23 protein-coding genes are annotated in these 20,904 nt (G+C 67.0%); 14 read left to right on the top strand and 9 right to left on the bottom strand.

The window, feature by feature from the left end; translation table 11 throughout:
- From D7Y04_RS12040 to D7Y04_RS44415, 3 genes are all read right to left on the bottom strand, one after another.
- A complete protein-coding gene (locus D7Y04_RS12040; RefSeq protein WP_199749654.1) occupies positions 1-1,017 on the bottom strand; it encodes a hypothetical protein in 1,017 nt (338 codons plus the stop codon).
- A 23-nt stretch (positions 1,018-1,040) separates the two neighbouring features.
- Positions 1,041-1,574 (bottom strand): hypothetical protein, encoded by a 534-nt coding sequence (locus D7Y04_RS12035; RefSeq protein ID WP_120597982.1) that lies wholly within the window; start codon positions 1,572-1,574, stop codon positions 1,041-1,043.
- A 174-nt stretch (positions 1,575-1,748) separates the two neighbouring features.
- Positions 1,749-1,892, bottom strand: a complete 144-nt coding sequence (locus D7Y04_RS44415; RefSeq protein WP_158627499.1) for a hypothetical protein — start codon at positions 1,890-1,892, stop codon at positions 1,749-1,751.
- 89 nt (positions 1,893-1,981) lie between these two features.
- Between D7Y04_RS44415 and D7Y04_RS12030 the strand changes: the two genes are divergently transcribed.
- The 8 genes from D7Y04_RS12030 (at position 1,982) to D7Y04_RS11995 (ending at position 6,388) form a co-directional block, all read left to right on the top strand.
- Positions 1,982-2,329 (top strand): hypothetical protein, encoded by a 348-nt coding sequence (locus tag D7Y04_RS12030; protein WP_121759424.1) that lies wholly within the window; start codon positions 1,982-1,984, stop codon positions 2,327-2,329.
- A gap of 9 nt (positions 2,330-2,338) precedes the next feature.
- A complete protein-coding gene (locus tag D7Y04_RS12025; protein WP_121759423.1) occupies positions 2,339-2,788 on the top strand; it encodes a hypothetical protein in 450 nt (149 codons plus the stop codon).
- A gap of 102 nt (positions 2,789-2,890) precedes the next feature.
- Complete coding sequence (locus D7Y04_RS12020) at positions 2,891-3,841, top strand: hypothetical protein (RefSeq protein ID WP_121759422.1); 951 nt, start codon at positions 2,891-2,893, stop codon at positions 3,839-3,841.
- Positions 3,842-3,976: 135 nt separating this feature from the next.
- Positions 3,977-4,264 carry a hypothetical protein gene (locus tag D7Y04_RS12015; protein WP_121759421.1) on the top strand — a complete coding sequence of 96 codons (288 nt, stop codon included), beginning with the start codon at positions 3,977-3,979 and terminating at the stop codon, positions 4,262-4,264.
- Complete coding sequence (locus D7Y04_RS12010; protein WP_120600028.1) at positions 4,261-4,500, top strand: hypothetical protein; 240 nt, start codon at positions 4,261-4,263, stop codon at positions 4,498-4,500. The genes D7Y04_RS12015 and D7Y04_RS12010 overlap by 4 nt, the downstream gene beginning before the upstream one ends.
- Positions 4,501-4,509: 9 nt before the next feature.
- A complete protein-coding gene (locus D7Y04_RS12005) occupies positions 4,510-5,103 on the top strand; it encodes an HMA2 domain-containing protein (RefSeq protein WP_121759420.1) in 594 nt (197 codons plus the stop codon).
- A 113-nt stretch (positions 5,104-5,216) separates the two neighbouring features.
- The gene (locus D7Y04_RS12000) at positions 5,217-6,053 is read left to right on the top strand and encodes a DUF2092 domain-containing protein (protein WP_158627498.1); all 837 of its coding nucleotides are present in this window, start codon (positions 5,217-5,219) and stop codon (positions 6,051-6,053) included.
- Entirely contained in the window at positions 6,050-6,388 is a 339-nt protein-coding gene (locus D7Y04_RS11995) for a hypothetical protein (protein WP_120575327.1), read from the top strand. The genes D7Y04_RS12000 and D7Y04_RS11995 overlap by 4 nt, the downstream gene beginning before the upstream one ends.
- 11 nt (positions 6,389-6,399) lie before the next feature.
- On the opposite strand, the gene rph is transcribed toward D7Y04_RS11995, so the two are convergent.
- Complete coding sequence (gene rph / locus D7Y04_RS11990; RefSeq protein WP_121759418.1) at positions 6,400-8,994, bottom strand: rifamycin-inactivating phosphotransferase; 2,595 nt, start codon at positions 8,992-8,994, stop codon at positions 6,400-6,402.
- Between the two features lie 123 nt (positions 8,995-9,117).
- On the opposite strand from rph, the gene D7Y04_RS11985 reads away from it, so the two are divergent.
- From D7Y04_RS11985 to D7Y04_RS11970, 4 genes are all read left to right on the top strand, one after another.
- Positions 9,118-10,005 carry a hypothetical protein gene (locus D7Y04_RS11985; protein WP_147477094.1) on the top strand — a complete coding sequence of 296 codons (888 nt, stop codon included), beginning with the start codon at positions 9,118-9,120 and terminating at the stop codon, positions 10,003-10,005.
- A gap of 149 nt (positions 10,006-10,154) precedes the next feature.
- Positions 10,155-12,029, top strand: a complete 1,875-nt coding sequence (locus D7Y04_RS11980) for a peptidoglycan-binding protein (protein WP_121759416.1) — start codon at positions 10,155-10,157, stop codon at positions 12,027-12,029.
- A gap of 13 nt (positions 12,030-12,042) precedes the next feature.
- The gene (locus D7Y04_RS11975) at positions 12,043-12,543 is read left to right on the top strand and encodes a hypothetical protein (protein ID WP_139919297.1); all 501 of its coding nucleotides are present in this window, start codon (positions 12,043-12,045) and stop codon (positions 12,541-12,543) included.
- Between the two features lie 42 nt (positions 12,544-12,585).
- Positions 12,586-13,050: a tyrosine-protein phosphatase gene (locus D7Y04_RS11970; RefSeq protein WP_120598851.1), complete on the top strand. Its 465-nt coding sequence runs from the start codon at positions 12,586-12,588 to the stop codon at positions 13,048-13,050.
- Between the two features lie 65 nt (positions 13,051-13,115).
- Here the strand turns inward: D7Y04_RS11970 and D7Y04_RS11965 are convergent, their stop codons facing one another.
- From D7Y04_RS11965 to D7Y04_RS11955, 3 genes are all read right to left on the bottom strand, one after another.
- On the bottom strand, positions 13,116-13,526 hold the full coding sequence (locus tag D7Y04_RS11965) for a hypothetical protein (protein WP_147477093.1): 411 nt from the start codon (positions 13,524-13,526) through the stop codon (positions 13,116-13,118).
- 193 nt (positions 13,527-13,719) lie between these two features.
- A complete protein-coding gene (locus D7Y04_RS11960; RefSeq protein ID WP_121759414.1) occupies positions 13,720-14,367 on the bottom strand; it encodes a hypothetical protein in 648 nt (215 codons plus the stop codon).
- 20 nt (positions 14,368-14,387) lie between these two features.
- Positions 14,388-15,317: a metallophosphoesterase gene (locus D7Y04_RS11955; protein ID WP_121759413.1), complete on the bottom strand. Its 930-nt coding sequence runs from the start codon at positions 15,315-15,317 to the stop codon at positions 14,388-14,390.
- Positions 15,318-15,344: 27 nt separating this feature from the next.
- Here D7Y04_RS11955 and D7Y04_RS11950 point away from each other — a divergent pair, with 27 nt between their 5' ends.
- On the top strand, positions 15,345-16,382 hold the full coding sequence (locus D7Y04_RS11950) for a hypothetical protein (protein ID WP_121759412.1): 1,038 nt from the start codon (positions 15,345-15,347) through the stop codon (positions 16,380-16,382).
- On the opposite strand, the gene D7Y04_RS11945 is transcribed toward D7Y04_RS11950, so the two are convergent.
- Together D7Y04_RS11945 and D7Y04_RS11940 are read right to left on the bottom strand one after the other, a co-directional pair.
- A complete protein-coding gene (locus D7Y04_RS11945) occupies positions 16,379-19,030 on the bottom strand; it encodes a pentapeptide repeat-containing protein (protein ID WP_121759411.1) in 2,652 nt (883 codons plus the stop codon). The genes D7Y04_RS11950 and D7Y04_RS11945 overlap by 4 nt on opposite strands.
- Positions 19,031-19,102: 72 nt before the next feature.
- Entirely contained in the window at positions 19,103-20,038 is a 936-nt protein-coding gene (locus tag D7Y04_RS11940; RefSeq protein ID WP_120598848.1) for a DMT family transporter, read from the bottom strand.
- A 70-nt stretch (positions 20,039-20,108) separates the two neighbouring features.
- On the opposite strand from D7Y04_RS11940, the gene D7Y04_RS11935 reads away from it, so the two are divergent.
- Positions 20,109-20,894, top strand: coding sequence for a helix-turn-helix transcriptional regulator (locus tag D7Y04_RS11935; RefSeq protein ID WP_121759410.1), 786 nt, complete (start codon positions 20,109-20,111; stop codon positions 20,892-20,894).
- Positions 20,895-20,904: the final 10 nt, after the last annotated feature.

The raw sequence follows: 20,904 nt of genomic DNA, 5'->3' as shown, positions 1-20,904 counted from the left end.
TCAGTGGTCGGTGGCCAGGTTCTTCCAGAAGCGCTCAAGGCTCTCGTCCGCCCCGAACAGGGTGCTGAAGATGGTGGAGTCCGCCACCAGCACGTCGCCGGCCCTGCCATCGCCCGGCGGCATCCACACCAGGGCGTTGAACTCGGTGTTCCCCGCGTTCGTGAAGGGATGGGGCCGGGACGTATCAATGGGCTGTGTCGCCAGGACGCGAACCGAACGGGTGTCGTCCGTCGTGACCGCGTAGTGCGGCAGGTGCATGTGGAAGTTGAAGTTCTGGACCCCGGCGAGCCAGCCGCGGGTGTCCAGGTCCTCGCGCACCCGCAGGGGGGCGCTGCGGTTCGTTCCCTTGACGACCGCGGGGCGCAGGCCCCAACGATTCTCGACAGGGATTCCCAATCCCTTCATCAACGAGCGAGCATAGTTGCCAAAGCGCTGCTGGCGAGGCACCAGCGCGTCGCCATGGTGCTCGTATTCGAGGGCGCGCTCCTGCATGTCCTCCGAGTGCCCGACGTCATGGTGGGGGCCCATCACCAGACAGGTGCCTTCGCGCGCGAGGAATGCTCGGACCGCTTCAACCTCCTCCGGCGTGGCCACCTGCTCGGTGACGTTGTGGTCCAGGCTGAAGACCAGCAGCGTGTCGGCGTCAGCGAGGACCCGCTCGTCGAGCGGCAAGGCGAAGCCCGCCTGGTCCACCCGCTGGAACATGGGGACCGCGTATCCGGTGACCTCCTCGACGAGCTTCTGGAACCGCACCCAGGCCCAGAAGAAGAGCTCCAGGGAGCCAGAGATTCCCTGCTGGAACCTCCGCGGGTCCGCCCACTGCGGGGACTCGTACGTGGGCCAGAGCACCCGGCGGACCTCGGTCATCGTCGAGAACCGGTTGTCCATTCCAGCCGGTTCCCGATTGGCTTCTCCGGGGTAGCTCCAGGACGTGTAGACACTGACGCGCCGGTGCCCCTTCGAATAGCGCCTCGGCGCGTGGTCCTGGTTGTACGTCCGTGCGGGCGTCTTGCTCATGGCAGGCCCTTCTCGCTGCGGTCCTATTGCATCTGCTCGAGCATCTCGGTGAACGCGGCCTTGAGCTTCAGGGCCTTCTTGATCTCATCACTGCTGAAGTACGGGTATTCGCCGTATTCGAGGAAGCTGTTGCACTGATGGTCCCGGAGGAACTGGATGAACGCCTGCGTGTTGGTCTTCCAGTCCATGGGGAAGCCCTCGAGGTTCTCGAAGGCCGTGTTGATTCCGGAGCGCGTGAAGATGACGACCGCGTCTTCGGTGTATTTGTCGAAATCGGTGTCGAAGATGCCCTGATACATGAACCGGGTGTCGTTATCGAAGAGCACCCAGCGCAGGTAATGAAGCTTGAGCGGCGCCAGGAGGTAGGGCTCGGCCTCGAGGGACTCGGCCAATCGCTGACCGTAGCCGCGCAGCGTCTCGGCGCGCCCCGGTTTGACGTTGGCGACGATGGTGAAGCCGTAGCAGGCGGGAGTCTTGGGAAAGATGGGGCCGTACTTCCCCTTCTCCAGGTGCTCGGTCGACTTGGGGATGGCCATGGCCTGAGGTGTGAGTTCCATCGCGAAGCTCCTCTGACGCTCACGGCTCAAGCTCGCGACGGGCCCCGGCGCATGCAAGGGCCGCCGGCCTCCAGCGGCCAGGCTGTGATTCGAGCGCCAGACCTCTTGAGGCTGAGGAACAGACGCATCAAGGACTCACCGCCCCGTCGAAGGCGGCGGTGAGTCCCCGTTACGTCACGGGCGGTACAGCTCCACCGAGGGGTTGAGCACGCTGGGGCTCAGGTAGCCGCCCGCGACCAGGATGTCGCCCGTGGTCAGCGCGGTGGTCGTGGGCGCCAACGGCACGGTCCACATCGCCAGCGCCACCTCCCGTTTCATGGCACTCCAGAAGAAGGGGGGGCGGAGGCGACAGCCCCGCTCCCAGCGGAGGCGGCGGGGGCGGAGGCGGCAGGCAGCCGCACCGGGAGATGCCGCGCATCGAGGATGGGAATCTGAAGGAGGGGTGGATCCACATCGACGCGCGCCATGTGACGGGCAACCACCCCGCCGGGCATGGCGACCTCTACGCGCCGGGGACCACGCGCCAGCAGCTCACCAAGGCCGCCGAGGATGTCGTCAAGTACGGGACCCGCCAGTCGCAGCCCGGCAGGCAATTGCAGACCTTCGAGATGAAGGCGAAGGTCAACGGCCAGAAGGATCTCATCCGTGTCATCGTGGACTCGGCCGACGGCAACCGGGTCATCTCGGCGTTCCCGGTTCGGGGAACGACCAACCATGTTCCCACTCCCACCGGCACCCCGCCGGCCACCCCGTGAGGCCCTGACATGTTCCGACTGGAGTGTGAATGGCTCGACGCACATGACCCCGACCGTACGGGCTTCGACCTGGGGCACATGACGTTCACGAGCGACGCGGGGACCTGTACCTCCAAGGGCAGGTTCCCGGATCAGGCCATGATGCTCGCCATCTCGTTCGTGGGGCTGCTCGATGGGCTCAAGACGCTGGTGGCGGGCAGCGCGAAGGACCACCTCTTCGTGGGTGTGGACTCATCCTTCAGCCTGCGCCTCAAGCGGGCGAAGAAGGGCCGCATCGCCATCCAGTGCGGCACGGTGTCGTTGGGTGAAGTGGAGTCCAACGAGCTGTGCCGTGCCGTCCTGGCGGGCGTGGAGTCCTTCATGGCCCGGCCCGAAAGTGCCCTCCCCCCTGGAGATGCGGCGCGAGGGGACCTGGAGATGAGCCTGAGGGAGTTCCGAGCGGCCGTCCCGGGGATGTGAGCCGGCCCGGGCCTCACCGGCAGCGGCGGTGGGGCCCCGTGGCGCGCATCAGCAGCTAACATGCGCGCCCCCGAACACGCCCATGCTGGAAAGAGGGGCCGCGTGGCATCCGTTGAAGGCATCCACCCGAAGTCGCAGGCCCTGGAGCTCGAGGCTCCCCTGCCAGGCGTGTTGGATGCCCTGGCGGCGCTCCCGCCGACCCAGAAGGCCCGCCGCTTCCGGAGCCGCGTGGGGCACCGGCTGGGCTCCCTGGCGAGGCTCGGGGTCTTCCTCCTGCTCCTGTGGGTGGCCGGCACCTTCGACGGCCCCCTGTCCATCGTGGCGGGAGTCCTGGCGTTCTGTCTGGGGGCGGTGCTGTGGTTTCGCAGCCTGCTTCCCAGACGCTTCCACGCGGAGGGCCATCCTGGCGATGCGCTGAACCGCCGGCCGGAGCTGGTCCGCCGGGTGCTCCTGCGCCTCAAGGAGGACCTCGTCCCCAACACGCCGGTGCGCCTGCGGCTTCGTCCCGACCCACGTCCGGAGGGCCCCGGTTCGAGCTTCTATGACCTGAAGCTCCTTTCGAAGACATCGTCGGATGTGCTGGATCCGTGGCTCACGCTGGAGACGCGGCTGGCGGATGGCGCGCACCTGAGGCTGAGCGCGGTGGAGCGCCGCAGGAACAAGATCAGCGACCGTGGACCCAACAGGCCCCGGCGTCGCAAGAAGGCCAGGGAGTACGACACCCTGTTCCTGGACGTCCGGCTGCGCGTGAAGGCGAAGCGCCACCCGGACCTCGCGGCGCTGGCATTGAAGCGGGCCCAGCATGCGGTGCGCCTTGCGCCCGGTGCGAAGCTTCAGCGGCTGCGCATCACCGGGGAGCGACTCCAGCTGCGAATCCGGCTGGAGGAGTCCTGGCTTCCCTTTGTCCCGAAGGACGCGCCGGCTGACACAGCCCCTGCCCCGGATGCGTCCCGCGCGGTGACGATGATGCTGCTGAGCCTCTACCAGATGCTCCACTTCGCCCGGACGCCGGAGACCCCCAAGGCCGTCAAGCGCCGCCGCTCCTCCGGTTGACCCTGCCCTCAACGCGGGCCAGTCCGCCCTGAGGGTGGACCCAGTGTCACCCCCACGGCCTTCGCTGGCCCACCGGGCCGTGTTGTTCCGGAGGGCCGCCATCCCCACGTTCGGAAACCCGGGTGGGGGTCGCGAATGATGGTGTTCCTCATGGATGGGCAGTGCGCGACCGCGAGGGTGGTGCGCCACTCGGCCGCGGCGCGCAGGCTGCGCCTGGAGGTCCCCGACCTGCGGGGCCATCCTCGACCGGCCTCCGGCGCCACCGGGGATGCCGCTGCTCACGAGAAGACGGGCGGTACGGCGGGTGGCGCGGGGCTGTTCCTACCGGCCCTGGTGGGCGCGACGCCCGCGTGGGGCGCTCGGGTGGTGCGACGAGCGCGGCGGGTCACAAACACAACCTCTTCCCTGGAGACACCTTCATGAAGTTCGACCTTCCCTCCTTCCTCATGGGCTACGGCGCGGGCGCGAGCACCGTGCTGATGACCAAGCATCTGCGGCCGCTCCTCGTGGAGGTGGCCACCTCGGCCTACCACTTCGTCGACATGGTGCTCGCGCGCGTCGCGATGAAGCACGAGGACGTCGAGGATCTGATGGCGGAGGCGAAAGCGAGGGCTCGCGGAGGCGGCCGCACGCGGCCCACGGACGAGGCCCGGGCCTAGGGAGCGCACATGACGAAGAGCATCCACGTCATCCACACGTCACCGGGACGCACCCGCCTGCGGCTGCCGTGGTTGCGGCGCGACGGGAAGGAGGCCGCGTCGCTGGCGGACGACCTGCTGCGGGTGGAGGGCATCAACGAAGTGCAGGTGCGGCCCTTCACCGGCAGCGTGCTGTGCATGCACGACCCCGAGGAAATGGGCGTCGAGCGACTGATAGAGGAGGTGTGCCGGAGCACCGGCGTGGACACGGTGGTGCGCCCTGGAGAGGAACTGCCCGACGGGGACGCCCTGCTGCGGTCCCTCGAGGAGGGCAGCGGCGTGGCGCGAGCGGCCACCTTGTTCATCAAGGGACTCAACGTGGAGGTGCTACGCGCCACCGAGGGCCACGTGGACCTGGGCGCGATGGCGGCGCTGGGCTTCGCGGCGGCGGGCGCGGTGAATATCGCCGTCAAAGGAAAGGTCGACTCCCCTCCGTGGTTCAGCCTGGGCTGGTGGGCCTTCCGCACCTTCGCCACCATGGAGGAGTTGGCCATCCGGAACACCTCCGCCCACGTGCGCCACAACAACGGCGACGCGCCCCCACCTGGCAAGGTCGCCCACTGATGTCGGTCCGCGGTGGCGGCCTTTTGCAAGGCACCAGACAGCGCAGCGGTTGAACCGGTGAGCCTTTGAGCCCCACAGCCATGTCCCCAACGTCCTGGGGACTGGAGGGGTTCATGACAGACACAGGTAGCAGCGCGAGGTTGAGGAAGAGGTGGTGCGGGCCCCTGCTCGCCCTGCTCCTGGGGACGACACCCCTGCTCGCGGGCGCACAGCAGGAGCAGGCAACCGCCGAGCGCACCGAGTCCGATGCCAGGATCGATCCCCAGGCCCAGCGCATCCTGCGCCAGATGAGCGACTTCCTGGCCGAGCAGCGCGAGTTCTCAGTCCGCACCGAGGGGACGCTCGATGAAGTGCTCGACTCGGGGCAGAAGATTCAACTGCAACGCGCGGGCGACGTGCGCCTGCAGCGGCCCAACCGGCTGCGCGTGGACCGCGCAGGAGACCTGGCCAGGCTCCACCTCTTCTACGACGGCCAGCGGCTCACGGTTCAAGGCGAGCAGGCCAACGTCTATGCGACGACGCCCGCCCCCTCCACCCTGGATGCCACGTTGGACATGGCCTCGCAGAAGCTCGGGTTGGATGCGCCCGGGGGTGACCTGCTCGTCAGCAATCCCTACACCGCGCTCACCGAGGACGTGCGCTCGGGGAAATACCTCGGCCGCGCCAAGGTGAACGGCGTGCCCGTGCACCACCTGGCGTTCCGCAACCGCGACGGCGTGGACTGGGAACTGTGGGTCGAGGACGGCCCGCGGCCCCTGCCGCTCAAGTACGTCATCACCTCGCGAGAGCTGCCGGGAGCACCGCAGTACTCGGTGACCCTGTCCGAGTGGAACCTGTCGCCCAAGCTCACCCCGGACCAGTTCCAGTTCACGCCCCCACGTGATGCCGCGCGCGTGTCGTTCCTCGCACCGGACTCGAAGGGCGGAGCGCAGCAAGGAGGCTCGAAATGACGACGCACACGCGCAAGCCCCGCCAGCGGGCGGCGGCGATGTTGCTGGGGCTCTTCTTCCTGGGAGAGGTGCTCCCGGAGGTAGCCCTGGCCCAGAACTACGGCACGTCGCGCCGGGTGGCGCGGCGCACCTCGCGACGCACGGCCACCCGTCAGGACGCCTACTCCGGCAACAACACGGCCGTGGTGGCGGCGCCGGTGGGCGCGCAAACCGTCACGTCGCTCCCCGCAGGCTGCGCGGCCTCGACGGTGGGCGGCGTCGCCTACCAGCAGTGTGGCGGCGTTCGCTACCGTCCCTTCTACCAGGGGGACACCCTCGTGTACGTCGCCGAGTAGTCCCTGTCTGGCTATGACAGGAGCTCGACGTATCCGTCCGTCCCATGCACACGGATCCGCTGCCCGTCTCGGATGAGCCGGGTGGCCTGCTGCACGCCCACGACGGCTGGCAAGCCGTACTCCCGTGCGATGACCGCGCCGTGGGTCATCAGGCCGCCGACCTCCGTCACCAGGCCCTTGATGGACACGAACAAGGGCGTCCAGCTCGGGTCCGTGAAGGAGGTGACCAGGATGTCGCCCGCTTCGAGCCTGGCCTCCGCCATGTCCAGGATGACGCGGGCCCGCCCCTCGATGGTCCCGGCGGAGACCGCCAGGCCGACCAGCGCGCCGGCCGGCAGGTCATCGCGTCGGTATGCCCCGGCGATGACCTCGCCCTCCGACGTGAGCACCCGGGGCGGTGTGAGTGATTGATACGACCTGAACGCGTCCTTGCGCTGACGGATGAGCAGCTCATCCGCCTGGCTCGTGCGCACGACGTCGTGGAGTTCCTGGAGCGTGAGGTAGAAGATGTCTTCCTTCTCGCGAAGCACGCGGGCCTTCACGAGGCGCTCGGCTTCTTCCAGTAGGGCCTGCTTGTAGACGAGGTATCGGTTGACGATGCCGTACTTCGGATACTCCCGGTACCCCATGAAGGTTCGGACCCGGTCGATCATCCGCTTTGTCTCTTCGGCCTTCCCCTCCCCGTCTGGCATTGCGCGAAGGCGCTCCAGCACCTCCTGTTCCTTCTTCCAGGCCTGCTGACGTCCCTGCTCGAAGCGCCGCGCGCCGGCCCCCGGCTCGAAGTTCTGGATGTTGCCCAGGAGGATGGGCACGAGCGTGGAGGGCCGTTCGCTCCAGCGCGGCTTCGTGATGTCGATTTCGCCGGCGCAGCGCATGCCGTACTTGTCGAGCCAGGCGCGGATGGCGTCTCGCGCTTCTCGCCCGCCCGCGAGCGTGTCCATCCTGTCCAGGAAGCCCTCGTCCTCGACCTTGCGCAGGAATGCCACCACGTCCGGATACGGGCGGATCACGTCCGCGACTTCCAGGAGCGCCAACCCCATCTCCGACGTGACGTTGTTGGGGACGGACTGAGTGAGCGTGTCGGCGGCGTTCTTCTCGCCCAGCCACTCATGGAGCCGCGCATTGAGCCACTCGGAGGCATCGATCCCGGCCATGATGACCTGATGGCTTCTCGGCTCGAACAAGAGCCGCTTCAGCTCCTGGATGTCCGTCAGGATGAAGTCGATCAGCGCCGCCCCGGACTTCGTCTGGATGTCGCGCTTCAAGGCGGCGATGGAGGCCTGACTTCGGCCAATCAGTTCGTCGACGATGGCCGGATCGGTTTCAATCGGGGCGGGCGCACCGCCAGCAGGAGGCCTGACGGGACTCGCGTCCGGGAGCGGCCGGATGAAGTCGCTGCGTCCGAGGAGGGTCTGCAGCGCATCCCTGATCAGTGGATCGGACTTCCCCAGGCCATCCACGAGGACCGCGCGGCCCGCTGGCGAGGCCAGGAGCTGGGTGACGTCGACGAACAACCTTCCTCCAGCCTCGTACATCGGCCGCAAGGCCGTCAGCTGGAACAGGGAGAGCCCCAGGGGCTTCATGGCGTCGGTCATCATCTGCTGATGACCGACGGAGACGTAGACGTGGTTCTCCGGGTCGCCGGCCACGGGGATGGGGAACAGCGTGGTGATGGGCCGGCTCTGGACGAAGAAGAACGCGTCGTCGACCTGGCACCATTCGATGTCCTGGGGGCGGCCGAAGTGCGCTTCGATACGCCGGCCCAACTGAGCGAGCCGCACGACCTGCTCATCCGTCAGCGCGGGCTGCCGCTGCCGGTCCGGAGCGATCGCCTGTTCCTGAGTCCCGCCTGTTGGCAATGCGTGGATGGCCAGCTGCTTGGTGGCGACCGTCTTGGTGATGACCTCGCCGTCCCGAACCTTGTAGGAGTCCGCGTTCACCAGGCCGGAGACCAGGGCCTCGCCGAGGCCGAAGCTGGCCTCCACCGAGGAGACCTTCCGGTGGGAGGTGATGGGGTCGGCGGTGAACAGGATGCCGGCTGCCTGCGGGAAGACCATCTGTTGCACGACCACCGCCATGCGGACCTTGCGGTGGTCGAAGCCGTTCCGCAGGCGGTAGATGACAGCCCGCTCGGTGAAGAGCGAGGCCCAGCACCGGCTGACGTGCTGGAGGATCGCCGCCGTCCCCACGATGTTCAGGTACGTGTCCTGCTGGCCCGCGAACGAGGCCGTGGGCAAGTCCTCCGCCGTCGCGCTCGAACGGACGGCATAGGCGGCATGCTCGCCGAGCCGGGCGAGCGCATGGGTGATCGCCGCCGCCACGTCGTCAGGGATGGTGGTCCCTTCGAGGGTCTGGCGAATCTCGGCGCTGAGCGCGCGGATCTGCTCCCGGTCGTCCGGCTTCAGGCACGACAACCGCTGGAGCTGCTCGTCGATGGACGGCGCTTCCGCCAGGATCCGCTGGAAGGCGTCCGTCGTCACACAGAAGCCAGCCGGCACGCGGATGCCCTCGATCCGCGAAAGCTCCCCCAGATGCGCGCCCTTGCCGCCCACGACCGCAACCTGCGTCTGGTCGATCTCCTGGAGACCCAACACGTAGCCGCCCATGCGCTCCCCTCCCGCTCGCGAAAGGGCGGCACTGTACTCCTTGGGTGCCCCCTGGAGGCCCGACCGGCGGCGTGAAACTCTCTGGCGGAGGACACTGAGGTCGCAATCAGGGAGGCAGGAGAGATGGGCTTTGGAAGTCGGTCCGCGCTGGGTTCGGTGTTCATCATGCTTCTGGGCGCGAGCGTTCCGCGGGCGGTCAGCGCCGAGCCTGCGGCGCAGGAGCTCAAACGCTTCAAGGCGATCGAAACGACCGGGGCGATGTTCGTCCTGCGCGCGACGAGCTGCCACAAGACGGGCGACACCTGCCAGCTTGATCTCGAGTTGAGTGACGCGGCTGGCGGGAAGCGAAAGGCGAAGCTGCCCGCCGGCATGGCGTACGGGATTCAAGCCGAGTCCTCCGAGAGCTGGACCTCCGGCGAGGAGGAACAGAACGTCACGACCTCCGTCCAACCGGTACGACTGGAGGCCGGGCAGTGGGGACTCCTCGTCACCCAGCAGGGCGGGTTCGAACACGTCCATCGCCACCACCGTCTCTACGTGGTCAAGGACGGCGGGGTGGCGGAAGCCTGGAACGGGGATGAGAACTTCGCGGGTCCGGAGAGTTCCCACATTGGCCCGTATCCGCTGACCCTGGGCTCACCGGTCGAAGGCTTCTTCAGGGAGTATGCGTTTCTTTCCGCCGAGCCCGACCAGTGGAAGCTTGAGGCCTACCGCTGGGATGCCGCTGGCCACAAAGTAGTGAAGGAACTCCGGAACCGGCCCGCGCGCTACGCGGCCATCATCGGAAGCTTCAAGACGGTCCAGGAGGCCATCGCATCGCGCGACAGCGCGCAGTTGGATCAGGCCTGTACGAGCAGCTTCCTGATCCTCGAAAGCACGCCGCACAAGCGCCTGACGCCGGGGCTGTTCATCGTGACGAGCATCCACCCGGAGAAGAAAGCAGCCGAGGCCGCGCTAAAGAAGGTCGGCGCCTGCAATCCGAAGATCTCCGGTTACGTCAAGGCTCTCTGAAAAGACTCATCGGAGGTCCTGCCTCACCCAACGCGCCAGGGCACTGCGCGACAAGACCCAATCCCTCTCCCCGGGCTCTTCGTTCGCATTGATGCGTCTTCATACAGTTCAAGCCCACACGCACCGCGACTTCAGGTCAGGGGTGGGAGATGGGCCAACCAACAGGAAGTTTCGAGGTCTCTGAAGAATTGCTTCGCTTGGGCTCTTCGGGGTCTGCGGTAGCAAACCTCCAGAATCATCTCCGGTTGGCTGGACTCTATAAAAGCCCCATCGATGGTTGCTTTGGGACAGACACAGCCTATGCCGTCAGACAGTTCCAGTTCGACAGGAAGCTGAGCCCGGACGGGATCGTGGGCCCCTCGACCTGGGCGGCCCTGAGCACCATCTCCACTCCTGCCTCGACAGTTGGCAACGCCAACAGCCCAAGGGGCTTCCCGTTCGAGACGGGAAGAGGAGTCTACAATGTTGGCCGGGTGTCCAACGGCGACGGCGTGAACCTTCGAGAGCAACCTCACCTTTCCGGCACGTTCAAGAAGAAGCTCTCATTCAACACTCGCGTCTTCGTCTGCCGTGAGTTCTCGGGCGACTGGTATTTCGTGACGCTCGAGGATGGAAACTCCGGCTTCGTCTACAAAAAGTACATCAGCATCAATCTGCCCGACCCCGGAGCAGTCCTTCATCGAATCAAGAAGAACGAAGGCGCACTGGCCATCGTCAAGCAGCACTACAAAGGGTCCGCCATCCAATGGGGCCAGGACGAGCGCTATTATGCCAATGTCCTTGTCGAGGCGAATCGGGGTCCTGGGCTCCGAGGCATCTACAAGCCGACCGAGGACGCGGCCTGGGATACGACCCAGACGCGTGAAGGCTACCTCATCTGGATTCCGAGCGTAGAGTTCGCCAAGAGCCTGCGCGGCAAGGTGGGCTCAGGTTCCATCACGTATGAACTGTGGCAGGACGTCAAAGCTGTCGCCACGAACGTTGGAAACGCCTACCTGGGGAATCTGGCCTTTTCCGCGGGCCTGATTCACGGCGCGCTCGAATCCGTCTGGGACCTGCTCACAGGGCTCATTGATCTGCTGGAGTTGGTATGGAAGCTCGTCTACAGCTTGCTGAGCGGCGAGATCGTATCGGACTTGAAGGGACTGTGGGATCTGGCGGCATCGTTGAACCTGAAGACGCTGACCGAGGCAGGCATCCAGGCTCTCGCCAACCGCTGGAACGATCCAAATCTCCTTCGCCGTGAGCACTTCCGGGGCTGGCTGATCGGGTACGTCATCGTCGAGATCGTGATGGCGGTTGCCACTGCAGGAGCCGCCATTGTGAAGTGGGCAGGCAAGGCTGGAAAGCTTGGCAAGCTCCTCTCGAAATTCCCCAGGTTCGTGAAGCTCGCGGAGAAGGCGAAAGACATCACGAAGCCCCTGGACAAGGCGATCCAGGCGGCTAAGAAGTCAGGGGTCCGTTCCGCGGTGAAGGCACAGGGGAAGGTGAAATCCTTCTGGTCACGGCTTCATCCCTCGAAGCTGGCTCAGGCTCGGACACGCCGAGCATTACTGCGTACGAAACTAAAGGACACTCGCGTCCAATTAGGGAAGGCTCGCCTCCAGGAACATCAGGCGAATAAGAAGGCTCGTCTTTCGAGACTGACACAAGCCAACCCCGTCGACATACGTCGTGCGAACAGACTCCGGAGGTTTCCGGCAATGTCGCGAAAGCGCTTGCATCACATCATCCATGGCGACAAGTGGGGCGGCGGACATGGACCGAACTCGCCGAAACCTGGCAAAAGCAAATTCAAGGCATCATTCGACATCTTCGAAGCCATCATCGACTCAGCCCGCACGGGAACAATAGGTCCCAACTACAAGTGGGGCACGAAAGTCCGTCTTGACGGTTCGTTTTGCGTGCAGAAGACGTATCCCTACTCCGTGGGATTCACCCCCAATGGCCAACCCGTTCACTCCATTCTGGTCGCCATTAGCGATGACGGCGCTATAATCACCTCCTTCCCTGCTCCTCCGTGAGGACACCATGTGGATGAAGTGCGTACTGTCTGACGAGGAGCTCAAGCGAAGCACCTCGTCCGAAGCCGACGACTTGCTGGTGGGGTACCATCTTTTCCAGACAGCCATCTTCTTCGGTACGAATTCCCATCCCAATGCCTTTGGGGATGTGACGGCTGCGGAGTCGGGTGACTTCAGCAAGTCCTTGTTCGTCGTGCCAGGAGTCGACTTCGCGATGGCGTGGTCCAGTGTGTTTCCCTGGCTCGAATCCTCCGAGAAGAAGTGGGTCTATCAGCATCCTGACGATGCCGCGCGGCTCGTGCTGGAGAAGGCCGACGGCGAGCGGGTTCGAATCTACCTGGACTGGGCGCCTACGAAATTCGTTGAGGCGGGTGAAACCGAGCTGGGTGAGGTCAGCCTTGAGGTGGTGGACGAGCTGGTCATCAAGCTGGTGGACCACCTCCCCAAATGCCCTGCGAAGGATGTGGCCGAAAGCCTTGAGGGTCTAGACGAGGCATATTCGGAGCTGGAGTAGCGCGAAGGCCCTTCTCCGGCACCCGGTGACGAGGACTGCCCCATGAGTGATGTCCACCTTGTCTCCATTGGCGGCGGTGCGATCTCGCTGACACATCGCCCCAAGCTCAAGGACTTCTCCACGCTGCGTGCCGAAGGGGTGACTCACGTCGTCACCCTGCTTGCAGAGACCGAGGGCGCACGCCAGCTTGGCGAGGCCGCGACCCGAGCGGGCCTCGGTTGGATTTGGGTCCCGTTTCACGGCGGAGCAGTCCCGGCCCCCGAGCGGACCCAGGAGCTCAGGCAGGTGTTGCGCCAACTGAGCGCCATCGTCGAGGGGGGCGGCAAGGTGGTCATCCACTGCTCGGCGGGGATTCACCGCACGGGCATGTTCGGCTATGCGCTCTTGCGACAGCTCGGACTGAACGCCGAGGCTGCGCGCGCCAGGCTCGCAGAGTTGCGTCAGGTCACCGCGGAGGGCGTAGGCCCAGACCGATTGGCCTGGGGGGATGCGCTGGTAGAGCCCTGATCCTGCACTTCTGGGTGAGGCCAGACTCGAGGAGTTGGAGTAGCGCGGAGCCGGCTACATCAGGCTCACAGATGGGGGAAGGGGGCGACGCTGCTGCCGCCCAACAGTACGGGAAGCTTCAAGCTCAGGACGACGGCCCCTTCGAAGCCATACCGGGGCCGGTGGTCCTCCGTTGCGAAAAGTGGGATGCCCAGGCGCAGGCCCAACGAGCCGTAGATGAAGGAGAAGTAGGGCGCGATCTGGAGCCCCGTGGTGGCCACGTGTGTCCGGGACTCCGTTTCGTGCATCACGCCCAGCTCCAGACCCAGCAGCAAGAAATTGCCCTGGATGCCCGCGCTCAGCCGGGTATGTGAATCCTCGATCCGCTGCGCCTGACCGAACACGCCCAGGGCATGGATCTCGTCCGCGATGTTGAGGGACGCCTCCAGCCCCAGCCCCGATCCCCGCGCAGAGCTGCTGAACAGGGGGCCGATCATGAGCCACGTCTCGCCTTTGGGGAACGAGGGATCCGCCCGGGCCACGGACGCGGTGAGGACGCAGAGAAGAATCAGGAGGTGTTTGAACATGCCACGCACGGTTAGCAACCGGCATGCCCGAGGCCGCGTCCTTCGGGAGCCATGCCGTTCCGTGTGCAGCGGGCTGCACGGTGTGCACCGCGATGCCGGGCCGTCAGCCGTGCTTCGGCGTGTACCGCCGCGCGGCCTCGTCCTCGGTCAGCGGGCCCCACTGTTCGGCCAGAACGCGCAGGCCTCGCTGGACCTCATCGAGGTAGGAGTCGACGCGCGGGTCGGAGAGCACGCCCCAGTCGACGAGCCTCTGCCGCATCGCCGCGCGCCCGTGCGTTTCGTCGTGGACCTCTTCCGCGAGCGTCGCCGTCCCCCACACGTCGAAGAGATGGTTGTGGGAGAAGACCGCGCTCTCGACGTGGGCGTCGCCGAAGACGTAGGTGCCATCCGGCTCGTCCTCGCCAAACAGGCGCCGGACCCGGAGGTCTCCGAGCACGATGAGGTAGCCGCTGGTGAAGAGCGTCTGCGCGATGAGATTGCCACGCACGAAGACGAGCCCACCCGGGTTCTCCAGCCATCCGTCGACGACCAGGTCGCCATCCACGAAGGTCGAGCCCCGGGCGTTCTCGAGGACGAGCGACGCGACCCGCCCTCCCGCGAACAGCCCGGCGCTGCTGTTGGAGAAGCCGTGGGCGAGCACCGAGGCATCGACATCCATGCCGATGCGGACACCGGTGCCTCGGAACGCGTCGTATGGACGCAGGTAGGAAGCGGCTTCGTCCGCTGGCAGCCAACGTTGCAGGGGGAGCATCTGACCGGCACCCTGCCCCTTCAGCCACGCAATGGCAACCCGGCGGAGACCGTCTCCAATCGCAAGCGCCCTTCCCGGAACTCCGCCACGGCGTGGCCATCCGGTGCATCCGGGAGGTTGACGTGGAAGGTGCCCCGGAACCAACGGGCCCTCCCCTCCCCCACCGCGGGCGCCGGAAGCCGCTGCCTCAGCTCCTCCGGAAGCGCGGACGCGGCGTCGGCGAGGCGGGCCTCCGCTTCGGCGGGTTCGCGTACCGCGAAGTCATCCCATACACAGCCATAGGGCGACCCCATATGCCCTGACACCGTGAGGTCCACATCCAGGGCCTCCGCGAGCAATGACACCAGTGGCGCCTTTCCAGGGCTCACGTGCGTCACGAGCACCCGGACCTCTCCAGGTACCCTCGGCCGCGCCGAGTCCAGCAGCGCGGTGAGGTCGCGAGCCGTCGCGTGAATCTTCCCGCGGCCTCCGTCGATGGGCGCGTCATCTCCCAGCAGATTGGGGAGCAGGTTCCCCCCGAGCCCGAAGAAGCGGAACGGTCCATGCGTCGCGGTTCCGAGCAGCGTCAGGTTGGGGACGCGCTCGCGCCCCGCCAGGAGCGAGGCCACGACGGCGCCATCCTCGTGGTTCCCCCAGATGCCGAACGTGGGCAGCGAGAATCCCCTCCCCGCCCGCAGCCACTCCGCCAGGTCCGACAGGGGCAGCTCCTGGCGGATGAATGCACGGAGGGCATCCCCCTTCAGCTTCTTGGCCCGCTGCTTCACATCCGCGGGCAGGTTCGAGTGAACCACGCGCAGGAAGAGCTCGCGGGACTCGATGCGGTCCGCGCTCCCGTGGTCGTAGAAGCCAAAGTCTCCTGCGTGCAAGACTGCGTCGGCGCGAGCGTCCTTCGCGAGCCGCTCGATGATGTCCAGGTGGCCGTGGGTGTCGGAGATGAGCAGCAAGCGCATGACGTGCGTCCTTTCGAGGAAACCACGATGGCATCAGGGCCCCCGCGCCGGAACGGACAGAAAACCGGACACCGCGAGGCCGCGGCCCAGGTCCCCGCCGGCTACACGTGGTCTGACTACCTCGATGCCCTGGTGAAGGAGCACGGCACCCTGGCCGCGGTCGCCTGGAAGCTCGTCGAACGGGGCCTGGCGGAAGACACCACCTCCGTGGAGCGAGCCCTCCGGCGGCTGCGGGGCCGGGGACAACGGGACGGCGGACTCATTGGACAGCGGCTCCTGCGCGTCTTCGGCGTGCCCGCCACCGTCGAGGCCCAGGCCCGATGGATGGGCACGTACCACAGCCCCTTCGGCGACCTGCCCGTCCGGCTCTGTCTGGATCAACTTCGCCTCTGGGAACGCCCGCCGCTCTCCGAGTCCAGGGCGCGCGTCTGGATCCTCCTGGGGCTGGCGGGCGTGGCGTTGCGCCAGCGGGCCTTCGACGATGCGCGCACCCTGCTCGAAGGGGCCGCGGCGCTCGCGGACGCCCCGGCGGCGCGAATCGAACATCACCTGGCGACGAGCTATCTGCTGACGCGTCTCGATTCGGACGTGAAACGCGCGGAGGCCGCCGCGCGTCCCCACCTGGAGAGCGCCCGGAGCATCCTCGATGCATCACGGGCGGAGCTGGACCCCACGGATGCAGCCTGCTTCCAGGCCCGACTGGTGGACCACGAAGCCTTCGACGCCAACCGCCGGGGAGACTCCGCCGCGGCGCTCGCGTTGTACCGCTCCCTTCCCACCGAGGACGTGCATCCCTTCGCCAGCTATCGCCGCGACGCAGGGCTCGCGTTTGGCCTCCACCGCATGGGCGAGCGTGAGGAAGCCCTCCGGCTCGCGCAAACCGCCTGTGAGCATGCAGGCGATGGCGGCTATGTGCGCCTGCGGGTGATGGGCCTGCTGATGGTCGCACGCATCCAGGGCGCTCCGGACCAGGCGCGCACCTTGGCCCGGGCCGCCGCCATCGCGAACCGGCTCGACGACCCTGAGCTGCGCATCCGCATCGACCGTGCGCGGGAGCGGGGCTAGGGCTTGTAACCCTTGGGCCAGCGGGTCTTCTCGTCGTACTTCGACTCCTTCGCGTTGCCAGGCATCTTCGCGCCGGTCAGGTCCGCGCCCCGGAAGTCCACGGAGAGCATCTTGGCGCCCGAGAAGTCCACGTCTCGCAGGTCCGCTCCGTCGAAGCGGTTCCACGTCACATCCGCGCCGTCGAAGCGGGCGCCACGGAGCTTCGCCCCGGAGAAGACAGCCCGGTAGCATGAGGCCCGGGTGAATTTCGCTTCGCGCAGGTCCGCGCCCCGGAAGACGGTGTCGGTGAGGTCCGCCTTCGTGAAGTCCACCCCCTGGAGTCGAGCCTCGGTGAAGTCCAACACCTGGAGCCGGTACGCGCCCAGCTTGAGCCCCGCCAGGTCCACGCCCTGCAACGGAACCGGGAACCGCTCCCCCTGGGCGTCCAGGTAGCGCTTGCGCCATGAGTTCCAGCGCGCCCGGCCGTCCTTCACCTCGTTCCGCAGCATCGCCAGTGCCTCTGCCGTGGTCGGCAGCAGCAGCTCCATGAAGTGTCTCTCGGAGAGCTCCGCGAACGTCGCGCCCTTGGCCTTCAGCCCCGAGGCGACGCTGGCGGCGGCACCATTTCCCAGCACCAGATGGGTGACCTGCGCATCGGGTCTGGCAGCGACCGAGGCGCCCAGTTCCTTCAGCAAGCCCTCACGAAACGCGGGCGTCGCGTCCCTGAAGCGGCCTCCGAAGAGGAACCGGGCCCCTTCCAGGCGCTTCTCGAACAGGCCTTCGGGCTTCTGGGCCAGGACGTTCTTGCCGCTCCTTTGCTTTGGCGCAGCATCCAGGAGGAACGGGGCCCCCTTGTCGCGCGGCCCGTCCTTCAACGTCTCCACCACCACGCTGCCGTCCGGCCCTACATGGGCCACCGTGTCGCCGAGACGCGCGATGGGCCTCGCCTTCTTCACCAGCGAGGTGGCGCTGGCGTCCTCCGGGACGGGCTCCAGCCAGCGCGCGTTCGCCGGGTCCGTTGCGTCCACGTGGAGCAGCCGCCCCAGTGAATCCGCCACCACGACGCGCGTGTCGCCCGCGAAGAACACCTGCCCCAGGACCGCGTCGGGCCGGTCGAGCCTGCACAGCGTCTCACCGCTTCGCGGATCCACGAGCAGCAACCAGCTGTCCGCGTCATCGCGGTCGATTTCGATCATGCTCACCGCGATCCATCCGCGGGGGGAGACCGCCAGCCCCTCGACGTGTCCGCCGCCATCCAGCGCGATGTCCCGGATGAGCTCCGGCTTCTTTCCCAGCCGCCACAGGTGCAGGGCGTCGTCCGCGGTGGCCAGCCACGCGTCCTCGGGCCCGAAGGCGCAGGCCTGGACCCGTTCCTTGTGCACCAGGTCCGCATGGAGCAGGGACCGCTTCAGCACCCAGACCTGGGCCCGCTCCTGCGCGGGCGCGGCGATGCGCGTCTCATCCCGGGAGAGGGCGAGTGGCCCCGAGGCGTAGCTGACCAGTTCGAAGGCCTCGGGGGAGCTCTCGCTGAGCGACTTCTCGACGTAGATGGATGAATGGTCGAGCCGCACCAGCGTCCCAGACGACAGGGCCTTCACGTCCGTGGGAGGGAAGTTGGCTTCAACCTCATTGCGCGCGCCAGAGCCCAGGTCCCATGAGACAAACGCTTTGTTCGACGCGGCGACGACGGTGTCTGGCGTCAGCGCCAGCCCCAGGATGGGCGACGGCGCGGCCGCACCGGCGATGGGCGCAAGGTCCTCCATGGACCACACGCTGAGGGCGCCCTGGGTGGATCCGCTGGCGAGCCACCGCCCATCCGGAGACAGGACCGTCACCGGGCCCTGCAGGTGGCGAGAAGGCACCTTGAGGGTCGGCCCATCGTCGCCGTCCGGAACGCTCCAGGTCCGCACCTGGCCCTCGTTGCCCAGCGAGTATGCGCGCGTGCCGTCGGCGGAGAAGCCCACCCACCGGCAGCCCGCAGGGCCGCGCCCCTTGCCGAACTCGTGCCGTCCCACGAAGGGCTTCACCGGCTTCAGCGTCGGCAGGTCCCAGAGTTCCACCTTGCCGTTGCCGTGGCCCACGAGCAGGTGCCCACCCGAGGGCGAGAAGGCCAGGGCCAGGACCCTGGTGCTCTTGCGCTTCGCCTGCGCCTTGCCAGTCCGCGCGTCGAACAAGCGGACCACGCCTTTCGACGACCCGGTCGCAAGCCACGCGCCGTCCGCGCTGAAGGCGACGGCATACAGGTCTCCCTCCATCTCCTTGAGCTTGTGGACGACGGCGTGGCCCTCCACGTCACGGACCTGGGCCACGTTGTCTTCAATGGTGACGAACCGGGACCGGTCCGCGCTCATGCCGGCCAGGCGGAGGTGCTGCCCGTCCTCCAACGTCCAGACCACCGAGCCCTTCGCGGAGAGGCGGTGGATGATCCCCCACCCTCCCACGAGGACCTCATTCCCTGGCAGCGCGTGCACCACCCGAAGGTGACCGTTGGCCTTGTGCTGCTTGACCGCGTTCCCGCTCGCCACGTCGAAAGACACCACGTGAGAGTGGGAGTACTCCCCCGTGGAGAGGGCGGCCCACAGGTGCTTCGAGTCCGGCGAGAAGTCGATGCCGATGAACTCGCCGGGGACGTTGAAGGGGGCAGCGCCGTAAACGCGTCGAGCGGTCATGAGACAACTGCATACACAACAGGGACCCTCGCGGAAAGTGAACGCATGCTCACACCCGCGGCGTCCCTCGTCTCAGGTCGCGCCCGGCTTCCACGCGGACGCGGAGCGCAGCAGGCCCGCGCCGCTCACGATGAGGATCCCGGTGAGGACCAGCACCGCGCCCACCGCGAAGGAGATGTCCGCCTGTTCGTTCAGCACGAGGATGCCCGCGCTGATGCCGAACAGGGGCGTCATGAACGAGAACACCGACAGGTTGGAGGCGAGGTAGTTGCGCAGGAGCCAGAACCACACGAGGTAGGTGGCGAAGCAGACGATGACGCACTGGAAGAACAGGCTCGCCCAGGCCACGGGGACCATGGTGATCGGGCCGGCCTGGCCCGTGAGAAAGGCCACGGGCAGCAGCAGCGCGGCGCCGCCCACCAGCTGATACAGCAGGGTCTGCGTGGGCGGTGCGTCGGACAGCGACGAGACGCGAATCACCACCGTGGTGGCACCCCAGGACAGGCCCGCGAGCAGGCCCATCGCATCTCCGCGGAGCACGCCCGGGCTGAGTCCGCCTCGCAGCCATCCGCCGCCAAAGGCCAGCGCAATGCCCGCGAAGGCCACGCCAATCCCCAGCCACTGCGTCCGCTTCAGCCGCTCGGAGGGCACGAACCAGTGCAGGCCCAGCGCGGAGAAGACGGGCGCGGTGTAGAGGAAGACGCCCATGTGCGAGGCGTTCGTGTGTCGCAGCCCCTCCGCCACGAAGAGGAACTCCAGGGAGAAGAGCACGCCCACGAGCATGCCGGCGCGCCACGGCCCGCGGCGCAGCAGTCCTCGCTCGCCCCGCACCCAGCACAGCAGCGCCACGAGCAGCGCGGCCACGCCCGAGCGCAGCGCCATCTGCATGAGGTTGGGGACGTAGGGAGCGGCCATCTTGACGGCCACCTGCTGGAAGCCCCAGATGGCGCACAGCACGACCATGGTCGCGAGCGCGAAGCCATCCGCGGGTTTTCGTTGGGAGCTCATGACTTCATCCTGCGGCTGACGGGGCGGATGGATATAGCGAGATTCCGACAACCCATCCCGAGAAGCCGCCATGGCGAAGCAGCTGCAGGTTCCCTTCACCTCAAAGCTTCCACACCCCGTGTATTTCCGGGCGGCGATCCTGCCCGCGGAGGCGGCCTATCCGCGGCACCGCCATCCCTGGGGTGAGTTCGTCTACGCGTACAGCGGGGTGATGGAGCTCAAGCTGGCGGGCAGCCACTACCTCGCCCCCCCGCAGTACGGCATCTGGCTGCCGCCCGACCTGGAGCACCGGGGCATGAACCGCTTCGAGGCGAGCCACTGCTCGCTCTACCTCGACCCCGCGTGGTGCCGGGGCTTGCCCAAGACGGCGTGCGCGATGGCGGTCAGCCCGCTGATGAAGTCCCTGATGGAACACCTGCGCACCCATGAACTGGCGCAGCCACGCACCAGCGCCGAGCGCAGGTTGTTCCGGGTGCTCATCGACCAGTTGGCGCTGGCCCCCGCCCATGGGAGCTACCTGCCCATGTCCGATGATCCGCTCCTGCGCCCGGTCCTCACGGCGCTCGAGCAACACCCGGAGGATGAGCGCTCCCTGACGGAATGGGCCAAGGCACTGCACACCACCGAGCGCACGCTGGAGCGCCGCTGCCAGCAGCGCCTGGGGCTGTCGTTCAGCGAATGGCGCCAGCGGCTGCGCGTGGTGAAGGCGCTCGCGATGCTGGAGCAGGGACACGCGGTGGAGGCCATCGCGCTCGACCTGGGCTACAGCAGCGCTTCCGCCTTCATCGCGATGTTCCGGCGGATGACGGGCACCACGCCGGACAAGGTTCGCGGCCACGGCTTCGTGGCCGCGTGACGGGCCTGTT

The sequence above is a fragment of the Corallococcus sp. AB038B genome (assembly GCF_003668955.1).
GTDB classification, from domain to species: Bacteria; Myxococcota; Myxococcia; order Myxococcales; family Myxococcaceae; genus Corallococcus; species Corallococcus exiguus.
This window is presented reverse-complemented; position numbering and strand designations above follow the sequence as displayed.